Raw genomic sequence first — 15,068 nt, 5'->3', positions numbered from 1 at the left:
GTAATGAGCTCTCAACCTCGTCCATTAAGTGAACGCTTACAACAGTATCAACAACATATTCATCGGCCTGTCCCTGCTGTTGCGGGAATTTTAACTCGCGTGGTAGGGTTAACCTTAGAAGCTAAAGGCCTGCGTGCGCCAGTCGGCAGTCAATGTAAAATTGAAACTATGCATGGTTTTGTTGATGCTGAAATTGTTGGTTTTAACGATCAAACATTGTATTTAATGCCTAACGATCATATCTCTGGTGTGCTACCAGGTGCGCGGGTGATCCCACAAGTTAATGACACTGGACTGCCTGTTGGCATGAGCTTATTGGGCCGCGTTGTTGATGGACTTGGTCGTCCTCTCGATGGACTGGGAGCTATAAAGGCCGATCACCACTTAAAGTTTGCACAAAATAGCATTAACCCATTATCTCGACGGCCAATCAGCCAACCTATGGATGTTGGCGTTCGCGCAATTAACTCTGTGATCACCGTAGGCCAAGGTCAACGGATGGGGTTATTTGCAGGTTCCGGTGTAGGTAAGTCAGTATTATTAGGCATGATGACCCGAGGCTCAGAAGCCGATGTTATCGTGGTTGGTCTTGTTGGTGAGCGGGGTCGAGAGGTTAAAGAGTTTATTGAAGAAATACTTGGCGTAGAAGGGCGTAAACGTTCTGTAGTCGTGGCCGCTCCTGCGGATGCCTCTCCTTTAATGCGTTTAAAAGGTTGTGAAAGCGCAGTGACCATCGCAGAATATTTCCGAGATCAAGGCTTAAACGTCCTATTATTATTAGATTCAGTAACCCGTTATGCCATGGCACAACGTGAAATAGCGTTAGCCGTGGGCGAACCACCGGCAACAAAAGGCTACCCGCCCTCAGTATTTGCTAAATTACCTGCGCTGGTGGAGCGAGCTGGTAATGGTGGTGAAGGGCAAGGTTCTATTACGGCATTTTTTACTGTGCTCAGTGAAGGGGATGATATGCAAGATCCCATCGCTGATGCAGCGCGAGCAATTTTAGACGGTCATATTGTGTTATCGCGTGAACTTGCAGACAGTGGTCATTACCCTGCTATTGATATTGAAAAGTCTATTTCACGGGTCATGCCACAAGTAGTATCTGAGCCTCATATGCAGCAAGCACGAGTGTTAAAACAAGTGTATTCAATGTTTCAGCAAAATAAAGATATGATCACTTTAGGGGCTTACCAAAAGGGCACTGATCAAATGCTCGATCAGGCCATAAATATGATGCCGAGGGTGAATGCCTTTTTACAACAAGGCATGAAAGATGTGATCAGTTATGACGATGGCTTGCAAGGGCTTGCGCAATTATTAGGACAAGCATAATGGCGAATAATAAGCTTAATTTATTGCTAAAAATAGAAAGCGACAAAGAAGAGTCGTTACGTATGAACTTTTTGCAAGCGCAGCAAAATCTGCAAGTTAATCAACAAAAGTTGCAGGGGTTAAATAACTTTCGGCTAGAGTATACTCAGCAATTACATTTGAAGGGGCAGTCTGGATTAAGCAGTGCTGGGTTTAGTCAATATCACGCTTTTATTGGCAAAATTGAAGAGGCAATTCGTCAGCAAGCGAATACGGTTAGTACCGCTAAACAAGTGGTCTCGCAACGACAAAACTTATGGCTGAAACAGCAAATAAAAACCAAAGCGGTGGCAAAATTAATAGAAAAACAACAGTTAAAAGCAAATGCGATAGCGCAGAAAAATGAACAGAAAATGCTGGATGAATTCTCTGCAAATCAATTTTATCAAAGGCAGCGCGCTTTATAGTTTATTCGGTAGTTTATTAACAATAGTCAGCTTAGGCATATTACTTGCTTATTTAATAGTTGAAGCATTTATTCTGGCAAACTGCGGCGGCAAATTGCCACTTTTAATCTAGGTGAATTATGGCTATTAGTGATCTTTCAGTGTTTATCTCAGCTGATAAGGAAGTTCAGTTAAGCAAAAAAGACGGCAGCAAAGGCAGTGCGGCAACAGAAAGTGCAAGCAACCAAAATGGTGATTTTCTTAGCCAATTACAAACTGCCCACAATGCGGTTGAAACTCCTGCGAAAGAGCCAAAAAGTGACATTGAAGCCGCGTCAAATGAATCAGTTGTAGCACAAAGCAAAGCTGAACCTACAATAGACATAGATAGTGAAGAAGACGCGACAAATTCCGGTGATGCTATGCTCGCACAGATCACAGCTGCCAATAATATGGATACCAGCGTAAAAAGCCCTTTAGCCACTCACTCTGTACGCACAACGCAATTCGGTAGCTATCAAGAAGAAATTGACGAAAATAAACTTGTTGATATCAAAACACCGCGCCCCATTGATAAAGTCACGCCAATTATTGATATGCCCTTTGACGCAGATGAGTCTGTTGATAAGCAACTAAAGCCCACGCTACAAACTGAAAAAAGTGTTATTGCTGAAGCAATTGATAAACAATTACAATTCAATGGTAATGCCGCTGGTGATGATGTGCAACTAGTGAAAGATATACCGCTGACCTCTAAAGAGAGTTTAAAAGACGCGGTACAGGCAACAAAAGATATGCCGCTGCCATCAAAAGAGATGTCACTGACTACCAAAGATATGCCGCATGCCATAAAAGATACGCCAATGGCTCAGCAAGCGCAGACTTTGCAATCTGTTCTGCCAGCTAGTTCTGCATCAGTAGCAGAGGCTGACACTGATGGTGAAAAAACACAGGCAAGTTATGAGTCGAAAGTTGCAATTCAAAGCACTGCTACTAAGCAAAATAACGGTGAATTACCAGCCGATGCGACAGTAATTAAAACCGCGTTAACGACGGCTGAAACAATTAATACAAAGTCGCAGCAAACAGTTAATACAGAGCACTTAAGCAATGTTAGTAGCGCGATGTCTACTAGCGAACAGAGCACAGACCAGTTGACAGCAACTAATAGCGCGGCGCTCGATCAAACCACCAAGTTATTGTTAAGTGAAAAATCGACAGTGCAGAAAAATGCCGATCCATTATTAAGCAATTTAACCCCAGCGCAACGTCAACAATTGCAAATACAAGTGGCAACTATTCAAGAGCAAGGCGTAAGCGCAGTGAAGGTTGCGAGCTTAAAACAAACGCTGGCGGAATTTGTCACCTTAAATAGCACAGCTGCAACTCAACCTGCTGCCTTGGCACAAACTGCGCCTACAGAAATAACTGAGTTAACTCAGTTAGGTAAAGAGTTGTCGTTATTAAGTAGCGAACAAAAACAATTGCTAAGTCAAAAGTTACAGGAGTTTGTAGCAACTGAGCAACCTAAAGGAACGCTACTAGCCAAGATCAATACTGTGATAGATGAACTTGCGCAAATGAATACAGTAGCAAAGCCCAATCAAGCCCAGAGTCAGAGTGTGCAATCGGTGATAAGTGGTGTGGCTGATACAAACTCAACAGTGGTGCCGACAAGTAGTGATAAACTGATGACTACGCAAAGCTCACAAGCGACAGCGACTAAGGCCAGTACTTTTTCAGGTGTTCAGTTTGATAATAAACAGCAAATAGGACAAACCAACGTTGGCAGTGAAGTGCAATTGGTTAAGCAGGGAGTATCAAAAAGTGAGCCAAAAATAGATCCGCTCGCTGAGCATCTAAAGTTAGAGCAAAACCAATTACGAGAAAGCTCAATTACCCGTGTTAATCAGCTATTTGGCCAGATTACGGGACTAACAACGGCACTTACAGCAACGGCAGCATATGACGGGAGTGAGCAAAGTTATCAGCAAGCACTGGCTGATATGCAAGTAATGCATGCACAACAAACAAGCCCTACTTCAGCTACTAAACAAGTGAATTTAGATCCCACGGTATTACAAGCGTTGAATATTGTGAAAAGTGATGCCGCTAAGTTATTACAAGAGCGTGTAAGTGCGTTATTGAGTATTAATAATAAAGAAGCTGAAATACGCCTAGATCCACCAGAAATGGGCAGTATGCAAATTCGTATCCGTAGTGATGCTGAGCAAGCTCATATTAATTTTGTTGTGCAAAATCAACAAGCCAAAGAAGCACTTGAGCAATCATTACCACGATTGCGTGAGTTACTAGCGCAACAAGGGATTGAGCTTGGGGAGAGTAATATTCAGCAAGGTCATGGTCAAGCGCAGCAGGGGGGCGATGGACAACACAACGGCCAAGGCCAACTGGCAAATCAGCAACAAAATGAACAGCAGGATAGCGCCACTCAGCAATCAACTGTAGCAACTGGGCAACAATCTTCATCATCAATAGATTACTATGCCTAACACCTGCTATTATAAGACTATAAAAATAAATAACTTGATGGGCGGTAGTGACACTCGTAATATCACTATTATCAAGGAATAAAGGAAATTGGCATGGCTGAAGAAGCAAATTTAGAAATTGAAGACGGTAGCAAAAAGAAAAAGAAGTTGATCATCATTATTGCTGTGGCCGTTTTAGTGATTGCTGGAGCAGTGTGGTTTTTCTTACTATCAGGTTCTGATTCTGCACCAGAAACACTTGCTGATGAGTCTATTGTATCTGCTGAGCAGGATACCGCAAGTGGTGATAGTGCAAAAATCGGGAGTGCCTTATATGTTGCTATGCCACGACCATTTATTTTCAATGTGCCTGGTGCTAGCCGTGATCGTATTGTGCAAATTAAAGTGCAATTATTAGTACGCGGCGATGTGAATGAAGAAATAGCCAAAAAGCATATTCCACTGATTGAAGGCACATTACTTGGCGTATTCTCAACGACGACTGCAGATGAACTAGGCACGAGTGAAGGGAAAGAAACACTGCGAGTAGCCGCGCTTGATAAAGTGCAAGCAGCGCTAACGGACGTAGAAGGTAGTAAAGTAATTGAGCGGGTGTTGTTTACCGGCTTTGTAATGCAATAAGGGGTCAGCGTGAGTGATTTATTATCCCAAGATGAAATCGATGCCCTCTTACATGGTGTCGACGAAGTCGAGGAGGAGGATTTACAAGACGATGATGATGGGGGCAGTACGCTGCAATATGATTTCTCTTCACAAGATCGTATTGTACGTGGCCGTATGCCGACCTTGGAAATTGTTAACGAACGTTTTGCAAGGCACATGCGCATCAGCTTGTTTAACATGATGCGTCGTACTGCTGAAGTCTCTATCAATGGCGTACAGATGATAAAGTTTGGTGAATATATCCATACTTTATTTGTTCCTACCAGCCTTAACATGGTGCGTTTTCGTCCGCTCAAAGGCACAGGCCTAATCACTATGGAAGCACGTTTAGTGTTTATTCTAGTTGATAACTTTTTTGGCGGTGATGGTCGTTATCATGCCAAAATAGAAGGTCGCGAATTTACGCCAACCGAACGACGTATAGTGCAAATGCTACTAAAAATAATCTTTGAAGATTACAAAGAAGCATGGGCACCGGTAATGGACGTGTCGTTTGAATACCTTGACTCCGAAGTAAACCCTGCCATGGCAAATATTGTTAGCCCAACCGAAGTGGTGGTGATCAGCTCATTCCACATTGAACTTGATGGCGGCGGTGGAGATTTTCATATCGCATTACCTTATTCAATGCTTGAGCCTATTCGTGAGTTGCTCGATGCGGGTGTGCAATCAGATACCGAAGACACCGATCTACGCTGGAGCAAAGCGCTACGCGATGAAATCATGGATGTGGAAGTTGAAATATCAACACAATTACTTGAAGTTGATTTAAGCTTAGCGCAAATCATGGAATTAAAAGCAGGGGATATCATCCCTGTTGAAATGCCTGAGCATATCACGGTATTCGTTGAAGAATTGCCAACATTTAGAGCTAAAATGGGTCGTTCTCGTGATAATGTTGCGCTGCAAATTAGTGAAAAAATTAAACGTCCTGAATCAGTTAAATCAGAACTGCATGTCTTTACTAAAGGCGGTAAAAAACTGGATTCAGATGCGGAATTAGCTGAACTAGAAGATGATTTACACCTCTCGGAAGGTGTGGACTTAGACTGGTAAAAGAATAAAAAGGTTTAATAGTATGAGTGATGACCAAGATACAATGGACGAATGGGCAGCAGCACTGGCTGAAGCTGAAGGAAGTGATAACTCTGATGCTCCTAAGGTAACTGAGCTTGATGAGTTAAGTGATACTAAACATGAAATGAGTGGCGAAGAAAAGCGCAAACTCGATACCATTTTAGATATCCCCGTGACGATCTCTATGGAAGTTGGGCGTTCAAAAATCAATATTCGTAACTTACTGCAACTGAATCAAGGCTCAGTAGTTGAACTTGACCGCGTGGCAGGTGAGCCATTGGATGTATTAGTCAATGGAACACTGATTGCGCATGGTGAAGTTGTTGTGGTGAATGACAAATTTGGTATCCGTCTCACTGACGTGATCAGCCAAGTTGAACGGATCAAAAAATTGCGATGAGCAGTTGGCTGTTTTTATCGACCGCGGCCAGCGCTGCGCTCCCAAGTGGGACACCGATGGGCGATTTATTGTCAATGGTGATGTCTTTAATTATGGTGCTAGTACTGATTGTAGTGCTGGCATTTTTGGTTAAAAAGCTAAACCCTAATTTAGCGAATTCGGATGAATTCAAAGTTGTTCGTAGTTTACCGTTAAGTACGCGAGAGCGGTTGATGGTTATCGAAATTGATAATTGCCAGCATTTATTAGGTGTTACACCTCACAGTATTAACTACCTGCATAAATTAGAAACTCCATTGAGCGAAAAAGAGTTGCCAGCTCTTGCTGAGCGCTTTGGTAAACTTTTAAACCCACAAACTAACCATACTAAAAAGAACAAATAATATGATTAAGTGGCTGCTGCTATTGTTTGCATTGGTTTTTATCCCTTCAGTTAATGCTGAAGGGATTGAAGCATTAAGCATTACTACCAACCCCGATGGTTCACAAGATTACTCGGTGACGTTGCAAGTACTCGCTATTATGACCGCGCTGAGTTTTATTCCAGCGGCGGTAATTATGATGACCTCATTTACCCGTATCATTGTGGTATTGGCCATTTTACGTCAAGCCATTGGTTTGCAACAAACACCGTCGAACCAAATACTATTAGGTATGTCATTATTTTTAAGTATTTTCATCATGGCACCGGTTTACCAAAAAGTGAATGAGCAAGCTATACAGCCGTATTTGAGTGAACAGGTCACATCAGTTCAAGCGCTGGAGCTTGCTAAAGAGCCCATGAAAGCCTTTATGCTTTCACAGGTACGCATTAAGGACTTAGAAACATTCGCTAAAATTGCCGGTTATGATCAGTTAGACTCCCCAGAAGCAACCCCCCTCATCGTGCTTATTCCAGCTTTTGTGACCAGTGAATTACAAACCGCATTCATTATCGGTTTTATGTTTTTTATTCCGTTTTTAATTGTTGATTTAGTAGTGGCATCGGTATTAATGGCGATGGGTATGATGATGCTATCGCCGATGATCGTATCGTTACCATTTAAAATCATGCTATTTGTGCTGGTTGATGGGTGGAGTTTAGTCATGGGTACTTTAGCGAAAAGCTTTGGTTTGGGTACTTGATATGGCTGTACAACACTGTGTAAAACACGGCTAGGAGCGCAACATGGAACCGGAAATTTTTGTTGATATACTCAGCGATGCCTTATTCTTAGTGATTAAATTAGTCTCCGCGATTGTTGTACCTGGTTTATTGGTCGGCTTAGTGGTGGCGGTGTTTCAGGCCGCAACTTCAATTAATGAACAAACACTCAGTTTTTTACCGCGCTTATTAATTACTATTAGTGCGCTCATTGTCGGTGGCCATTGGTTAACCCAAGAGCTGATGGATTTTTTTACACGGCTAATCATGATCATCCCAGAGATTGCGGGCTAGTATGGAATTCCCTTTTTCGGTCATCATCCAGTGGCTGAGTGATTTTTTACTGCCGCTGGTACGGATCAGTTCAATGATCATGGTGATGGCAGGCATAGGTGCTAAAAATGTGCCGACACGAATAAAAATGGGATTAGCCGTGGTGATTACGTTTTTAGTGGTGCCCGTGTTACCACCTGCCACGTTTAATAACTTATTCTCCTTTGAAATGATTCTAGTGGTCATTCAACAGCTGCTCATTGGTGTGGCAATTGGCTTTGCATCATTGCTAATGCTAAATACTTTTGTGTTAGCGGGTCAAATTCTTGCTATGCAAACTGGCTTAGGTTTCGCCTCGGTTGTTGATCCATCCAATGGTATGAGCGTACCTGCGGTGGGGCAGTTTTATCTAATTTTAGCAACGTTACTCTTCTTTGTTTTTAATGGCCATTTAATGATGATTCAAATGGTGGTACATAGTTTCGAGGTTTTGCCGATTGACGGTAATTGGTGGGCGGTGGATCACTATTGGGACATAGTAACGTGGGGGGGCTGGATGTTTACCACGGCACTGGTGTTATCACTGGCACCTTTAACAGCTATGTTAGTGATCAATATGTCGTTTGGCGTGATGACCCGAGCTGCACCACAGTTAAATATCTTTTCGATCGGTTTTCCGTTTACTTTAGTTGCGGGGCTAGTAATTATTTGGGCAACGCTGGGTAACTTTGTGACTCAATTTGAATTTCAATGGTTAAAAATGGTTGAGTTAATGTGTACTTTAGTTGGTTGTTCCCCGTAGGAGAGAGTGATGGCTGAAGATTCAGGTCAAGAAAAAACCGAAGAACCCACGGGGAAAAAAATTGAGGAATCGAAAAAGAAAGGCCAAATAGCCCGCTCAAAAGAGCTTGGCACTATGTTTGTACTTATTTTTTCTGCGATTTCTTTATTATTATACGGGCCTGAGATTGGCAAAGGTTTGTATAACATTATGGGGCGAACCCTAAGCTTAAATCGTAATGAAACATACGATACGACAAAAATGTTCTCAGTATGGGGAATGGTGGCGGATGCGCTGGTGTTTCCTATGGCGATGTTTGTACTGATCATTGTTTTAGCAGGAATTATTGGTAATACATTACTTGGCGGCTTTAACTTTAGTTGGCAGGCCGCTGCACCAAAAGCCAGCAAAATGTCGCCTGCCAAAGGCATTAAACGTATGCTTGGTCCGCAGGCAGGTGTTGAACTGGTTAAATCTATTTTAAAGTTTGCAGTGGTTGCAGGCTTTGCCGTTTTTTTGATTAATACCTTCTTTGATGAAATTCTCCACTTAAGTATAGAAAGTGCGCCGGGTAATATTATTCACGCTTTAGAAATATTGGCATGGATGTTTTTAGGGTTGACCTGCACCTTAACAATTATTGCGGCCATTGATGCGCCATACCAAAGTCATAAGCACCACAAAGAATTAAAAATGACCTTGCAAGAAGTGAAAGATGAATATAAAAACTCTGAAGGTGATCCACAAATAAAAGCCCGTATCAGGCAAACGCAAAGACAAATGTCGCAGCGCAGAATGATGCAAGATGTCCCTGATGCTGATGTGGTGGTAACCAACCCAACTCATTATTCAGTTGCATTAAAGTACGATACCGAACGCGCAGGAGCGCCAATTGTGGTTGCCAAAGGCGTTGATGAAATGGCGATGCAGATCAGAAAAATAGCCGTTGGTAACGAAGTACCGGTTGTGGAATCCCCGATGCTGACTCGCGCACTGTATCATACCGCTGAGGTGGGCGATCAAATCCCTGATCAACTTTTTACTGCGGTGGCACAAGTTTTAGCTTATGTATTTCAGCTTAAACGATTCCAAAAAGGTCGCGGAAAGCGTCCAACCAAATTGAATAAAACACTGCCCATTCCTGATGCCTACAAGTATTAATCAAGCAATCAATAACTTGGAATAGTTATTGCAAATTCCGTGTAGTGTCAATTTTTTGAAATTGTAGAATTATGGAATTTAAAGCTGTATTACAACAACTTAATAAAGATAAAAAAGAGTATTTGAAAGGTGTTGGTACGCCTTTATTAGTGCTTGCAGCGCTGGGAATGGTGATATTACCACTCCCGCCATTTTTACTCGACATTCTTTTTTCGTTTAATATAGCTTTAGCACTGGTGGTTTTACTGGTTACTGTCTACACCATGAAACCCGTCGAGTTTGGTATGTTCCCAGCCGTACTATTGATTGCGACCATTATGCGTTTAGCACTTAACGTTGCCAGTACCCGAGTGGTATTGTTGGAAGGGCATAATGGCGGGGACGCTGCTGGTAAAGTTATCGAAGCATTTGGCTCGGTTGTGATCGGTGGTAACTATGCGGTTGGCCTCGTAGTATTCTTAATCTTGATCATCATCAACTTTGTGGTAATTACCAAAGGTGCTGGGCGTATCTCGGAAGTATCCGCGCGCTTTACCTTAGATGCAATGCCAGGTAAACAAATGGCTATAGACGCCGACTTAAATGCGGGCTTTATCAGTGCCGAGCAAGCGAGAGATCGCCGTGAAGAAGTAACCCGCGAAGCCGACTTTTATGGTTCAATGGATGGTGCCAGTAAATTTGTAAAAGGCGATGCGATTGCCGGTATTGTGATTTTGGTTATCAATATCGTCGGTGGTTTATTTGTTGGTATGATCCAACACGATTTAAGTTTTAGTCGGGCAATGGAAGTTTATACCTTACTGACTATTGGTGATGGCCTAGTGGCTCAACTTCCTTCATTACTTCTATCAATTGGTACAGCGATTGTTGTTACTCGTCAAAATGAATCGCTCAATATGGGCGACCAATTCAAGAAGCAACTTGGTAACGAAAAATCATTATTTATCGCTTCAGGTATCTTAATTGTGATGGGGTTAGTGCCAGGGATGCCCCACTTTGCATTTTTAAGCTTGGGTGCACTACTGGGTTATCTTGCCTATTACGCGCAGCAAAGCAAACTAAAAGAAGCGGCCGCAAAAGAAGCTGAAGCTGCAAATGGAGGCGCTACAGGCACCGGTGTTGCAAATAAACAAGAGCAAAAAGAGCTAGGCTGGGATGATGTGCAGCAAGTTGATGTTATAGGTCTTGAAGTTGGCTATCGTTTAATTCCTTTGGTTGATCAATCACAAGGTGGTGAGTTACTTAACCGGATAAAAGGGGTACGAAAAAAACTATCTCAAGAGTTGGGGTTTTTAGTACCCCCTGTTCATATTCGCGATAATCTAGAGCTTGACCCGAATGCATACAGAATCACTATGATGGGGGTATCTACTGGTGAAGGTGAGCTCAAACATGGTGATGAGCTGGCGATAAACCCAGGACAAGTGTTTGGCCCCATCAAAGGGATTGAAACAAAAGATCCTGCCTTTGGTTTAGATGCAGTGTGGATCAAGCCCGATCAAAAAGATGAAGCGCAATCGCTAGGGTATACCGTAGTTGATTCTGCAACGGTCGTTGCAACCCATATTAGCCAGTTATTAACCAATAGTGCGGCATTGTTACTGGGCCATGAAGAAGTGCAAAACCTCCTTGATATGCTTGCCAAGAGTCATCCACGTTTAGTTGAAGGGCTAGTGCCAGATACTTTACCACTGACGGTTATTGTAAAAGTATTGCAAAACCTCTTGAATGAAGGCGTTGCTATTCGTGACATGCGCTCAATTGTGCAAACCCTCGTTGAGTATGGCCCACGTAGTCAAGACCCAGATGTACTAACGGCAGCAGTGCGTATTTCACTGCGCAGACTGATAGTTCAAGACGCGGTTGGTATGTCATCAGAAATCCCTGTCATAACCTTGGCGCCTGAGTTGGAACAGATGTTGCATCAGTCACTGCAAAATGCAGGCGACGAAGGGGCCGGAATAGAACCAGGACTTGCAGAGCGACTTCAACAATCTTTAAATGAAGCGCATCAAAACCAAGAAATGGCCGGTGAACCTTCGATATTGCTAACGTCAGGAATGTTACGCACTGTGTTATCTCGTTTTGTTAAGTACACCATTCCAGGATTACGGGTGATGTCTTACCAAGAGGTACCAGATGAAAGACAGATCAAGATTGTCAGCTCAGTAGGCCAATAATCGGATTTTAAAGGGGTTGAACCATGAAAATAAAACGTTTTTTTGCTAAAGATATGCGTACCGCACTAAAAGAAGTGAAAGATGAACTCGGTGTTGATGCGGTCATCATGTCAAATAAAAAATTAGCCAATGGGGTAGAAATTGTTGCCGCCGTTGATTATGAAAAAGCGGCCCCTAAAGCGCCGGCACAGCCACAGGCAACAACAGCACAAACAAATACTCACTTTGTTAAACCTGCGCCGCAACGCACCCAGCCGGAGCCGCAAGCTGCAGTAGCAGATAGCTTACAAGCATTATTAGAGCGCCAATCACCTCGTCCGCGCTCACCTGAGCTTGCCTCAATGTTTAGTCAGTCAGGAATTGACACCGCAACCCAATATCAGCCACAGCAACAAGCACAGCAAACTCGTCATGAGCAACCAACACATAATGATTTTGCTCGTCGTCAGAGTGTAGCTCGTCCAGAGACCCAAGCACATAGCTTAGGGTTTGATGATGAACTTGAAAGTGGCTTTGATGATTTGGATGCCCCAATACCAAGCAAAAACGCAGCCAAAACCGATGAAATCAGCGCGATGCGTGATGAAATGGCTGCAATGCGTCAATTACTTGAGTATCAAGTTTCAGGTTTAATGCAACAAGACTTAGCACGTCGCGATCCAACGCGTGCATGTATGATTGACCGTTTAGTTGGCATGGGGATTGATAGCGAAGTGGCTGAACAAATGGCGTGCTTTATTCCTGATGATGTATCGCGTCAACAAGCATGGCAAGCATTGTTGCAAATGGTTGAAAACCAAATGCATACCACTAATAACGAGATTCTACGCCAAGGCGGCGTTTTTGCACTTGTTGGCCCAACGGGAGTGGGTAAAACAACCACAGTTGCTAAACTTGCCGCTCTGGGGGCACAAAAGTATGGGGCTGATAAAGTCGCACTTATCACCACCGATACTTACCGCATTGGTGCCTATGAGCAATTAGCTACTTATGGCCGTATTATTGGCTGTGGTGTAAAACAAGTTAAAGATGCCAATGAATTAGCTGAAGTTTTATACCATTTACGCAATAAGCGTCTAGTATTAATAGATACCGCTGGCATGAGTCAACGTGATTTACGTTTAACCGAACAATTGAACACGCTAATGCGTAATCAACGAGTTGATATTCGTAACTATCTAGTACTCAGTGCTACAGCTCAAATTAATGTATTGCAAGAAACCGTAAGGCACTTTAAAAAAGTACAATTAAGTGGCTGTATTTTCACTAAATTAGACGAATCGTTAAGTTTAGGCGAGATTATTAGTATAGCGATTCAAAATCGCCTCCCAATAGGGTATCTTACTAATGGTCAGCGTGTGCCTGAAGACATTCGGGTCGCTAATGCAGAGAAATTAGTAAAAAAAGCTGAACAATTGTATTTAAAAAGAACAAAAGCGCAACATTCACGACGTCAAGCAGTAGCGTCAAGCACAGTAGGGATGTATGATTAACACAGTATTAGATCAAGCAAGTGGCCTGCGTAAAATGAGTCAAAACAATAATAAGGGCGTTAAAGTTATCGCTGTCACAGGTGGTAAAGGTGGGGTTGGTAAAACGAACGTCTCACTAAACACTGCGATTGCCTTAGGTCAACTCGGAAACCGAGTATTAGTACTGGATGCCGATTTAGGTTTGGCGAATTGCGATGTAATGCTCGGACTGCGAGTAGAACGTAACCTTTCTCATGTATTATCAGGCGAATGTGAACTCGACGAAATTTTGGTGGAAGGTCCTGCTGGAATAAAAATAGTGCCAGCAACGTCTGGTTCGCAAAGCATGGTCGAACTTTCACCTTCTGAGCATGCTGGTCTGATCCGCGCATTTAGCGAATTAAATACCGAATTTGATATATTGATTGTTGATACTGCTGCTGGTATTTCTGACATGGTGTTAAGCTTTTCTCGCGCAGCCCAAGATGTCATGGTCGTCGTATGCGATGAACCAACTTCTATTACCGATGCTTATGCCTTAATCAAGGTATTAAGCCGTGAGCATGGTGTTTATAAATTTAAAATCGTGGCTAATATGGTTCGCAGCATGCGTGAAGGCCATGAGTTATTTGCAAAACTCTCAAAAGTAACAGACCGCTTTTTGGATGTATCGATGGAGTTGGTTGCCACTGTCCCTTACGATGAGAATATGCGTAAATCAACACGTCGGCAAAAAGTGATTGTTGACTTATTCCCTAACTCCCCTGCAGCAATAGCATTTAAAACATTAGCGACAAAAGCAGTTAAATGGCCTATACCTAATCAACCTTCTGGCCATTTAGAATTTTTCATAGAAAAACTAGTAAACGGCTAACTATGACAGCATCGGTGAATAAAGCGATGGGATATCAATCTACACAAAATCTAAATGTGATTGTTGAACGACATGCCTCACTTGTCAAAAAAGTGGCGTGTCATTTAATCGCTCGTTTACCTGCGAGTGTGCAGCTCGATGATTTGATTCAATCGGGAATGATAGGGCTGATTGAAGCGTCGAAAAATTTTGATGCAAGCAAAGGTGCAAGTTTTGAAACCTTTGCAGGTATTCGTATTCGTGGCGCAATGCTTGATGAAATGCGCCGTGGTGATTGGGCACCTCGTTCTGTACATCGTAATAGTCGTAGAGTAGCTGAGGCAATTAGTGAACTTGAAAGTGAACTTAATCGCGAGCCTAAAGATATTGAAGTTGCTGAAAAACTTGATATTACACTCGATGAGTACCATCATATTCTTAGTGATGTGAACTCCAGCAAAGTACTAGGAATAGAAGATTTAGGGGTTGACGAAGATGTTATTACCCCAGTAGGACATGATTTAGCGCTAGACAAGCCCTTTAATAATGTTAAAAATGAACGCTTTAATAAATCATTGTTAGCAGCTATACAATCCTTACCTGAACGAGATGGGCTAGTATTATCGCTGTACTATAACGATGAAATGAATTTAAAAGAGATTGGACATATACTCGATGTAAGCGAATCGCGTGTGAGTCAGATACATGGTCAGGCGATGATTAAGCTAAAAGCAAAAATCAATGACTGGATAAATTAGTAGTAAGTAAATATAGGTTCAGACCTCACC

15 protein-coding genes are annotated in these 15,068 nt (G+C 42.6%); all 15 read left to right on the top strand.

Annotated elements, in window-relative coordinates; all coding sequences use genetic code 11:
- Positions 1–3 precede the first annotated feature (3 nt).
- Positions 4–1,338 (top strand): flagellar protein export ATPase FliI, encoded by a 1,335-nt coding sequence (fliI, locus tag KAN5_RS09525; RefSeq protein ID WP_016708050.1) that lies wholly within the window; start codon positions 4–6, stop codon positions 1,336–1,338.
- Positions 1,338–1,784, top strand: a complete 447-nt coding sequence (gene fliJ, locus KAN5_RS09520; protein WP_016708049.1) for a flagellar export protein FliJ — start codon at positions 1,338–1,340, stop codon at positions 1,782–1,784. The genes fliI and fliJ overlap by 1 nt, the downstream gene beginning before the upstream one ends.
- Before the next feature lie 119 nt (positions 1,785–1,903).
- On the top strand, positions 1,904–4,276 hold the full coding sequence (locus KAN5_RS09515) for a flagellar hook-length control protein FliK (protein ID WP_244389603.1): 2,373 nt from the start codon (positions 1,904–1,906) through the stop codon (positions 4,274–4,276).
- A gap of 93 nt (positions 4,277–4,369) precedes the next feature.
- Positions 4,370–4,897 (top strand): flagellar basal body-associated protein FliL, encoded by a 528-nt coding sequence (fliL, locus tag KAN5_RS09510; protein ID WP_244389602.1) that lies wholly within the window; start codon positions 4,370–4,372, stop codon positions 4,895–4,897.
- 9 nt (positions 4,898–4,906) lie between these two features.
- On the top strand, positions 4,907–5,995 hold the full coding sequence (gene fliM / locus KAN5_RS09505; protein ID WP_016708046.1) for a flagellar motor switch protein FliM: 1,089 nt from the start codon (positions 4,907–4,909) through the stop codon (positions 5,993–5,995).
- Positions 5,996–6,017: 22 nt separating this feature from the next.
- Positions 6,018–6,416 (top strand): flagellar motor switch protein FliN, encoded by a 399-nt coding sequence (gene fliN, locus KAN5_RS09500; RefSeq protein ID WP_016708045.1) that lies wholly within the window; start codon positions 6,018–6,020, stop codon positions 6,414–6,416.
- Positions 6,413–6,799, top strand: coding sequence for a flagellar biosynthetic protein FliO (gene fliO, locus KAN5_RS09495; protein ID WP_016708044.1), 387 nt, complete (start codon positions 6,413–6,415; stop codon positions 6,797–6,799). The genes fliN and fliO overlap by 4 nt, the downstream gene beginning before the upstream one ends.
- Position 6,800: 1 nt before the next feature.
- Complete coding sequence (fliP, locus tag KAN5_RS09490) at positions 6,801–7,541, top strand: flagellar type III secretion system pore protein FliP (RefSeq protein ID WP_016708043.1); 741 nt, start codon at positions 6,801–6,803, stop codon at positions 7,539–7,541.
- Between the two features lie 43 nt (positions 7,542–7,584).
- Positions 7,585–7,854, top strand: coding sequence for a flagellar biosynthesis protein FliQ (gene fliQ / locus KAN5_RS09485; RefSeq protein ID WP_016708042.1), 270 nt, complete (start codon positions 7,585–7,587; stop codon positions 7,852–7,854).
- A 1-nt stretch (position 7,855) separates the two neighbouring features.
- Entirely contained in the window at positions 7,856–8,635 is a 780-nt protein-coding gene (fliR, locus tag KAN5_RS09480; protein ID WP_016708041.1) for a flagellar biosynthetic protein FliR, read from the top strand.
- A 9-nt stretch (positions 8,636–8,644) separates the two neighbouring features.
- A complete protein-coding gene (gene flhB, locus KAN5_RS09475) occupies positions 8,645–9,775 on the top strand; it encodes a flagellar biosynthesis protein FlhB (protein WP_016708040.1) in 1,131 nt (376 codons plus the stop codon).
- Positions 9,776–9,846: 71 nt separating this feature from the next.
- The gene (flhA, locus tag KAN5_RS09470; RefSeq protein ID WP_016708039.1) at positions 9,847–11,955 is read left to right on the top strand and encodes a flagellar biosynthesis protein FlhA; all 2,109 of its coding nucleotides are present in this window, start codon (positions 9,847–9,849) and stop codon (positions 11,953–11,955) included.
- Between the two features lie 23 nt (positions 11,956–11,978).
- Positions 11,979–13,448, top strand: a complete 1,470-nt coding sequence (gene flhF, locus KAN5_RS09465) for a flagellar biosynthesis protein FlhF (protein ID WP_016708038.1) — start codon at positions 11,979–11,981, stop codon at positions 13,446–13,448.
- On the top strand, positions 13,441–14,301 hold the full coding sequence (locus tag KAN5_RS09460) for a MinD/ParA family protein (RefSeq protein WP_016708037.1): 861 nt from the start codon (positions 13,441–13,443) through the stop codon (positions 14,299–14,301). Before flhF ends, KAN5_RS09460 begins: the two co-directional genes overlap by 8 nt.
- A gap of 26 nt (positions 14,302–14,327) precedes the next feature.
- Positions 14,328–15,038 carry an RNA polymerase sigma factor FliA gene (locus tag KAN5_RS09455; protein ID WP_029216090.1) on the top strand — a complete coding sequence of 237 codons (711 nt, stop codon included), beginning with the start codon at positions 14,328–14,330 and terminating at the stop codon, positions 15,036–15,038.
- The last annotated feature ends 30 nt before the right edge of the window (positions 15,039–15,068 follow it).

The organism is Pseudoalteromonas sp. KAN5 (assembly GCF_022846535.1).
GTDB lineage: Bacteria > Pseudomonadota > Gammaproteobacteria > Enterobacterales > Alteromonadaceae > Pseudoalteromonas > Pseudoalteromonas haloplanktis.
Note: the sequence above shows the minus strand (reverse complement) of the source record. Positions and strands in the feature narration are given on the sequence as shown.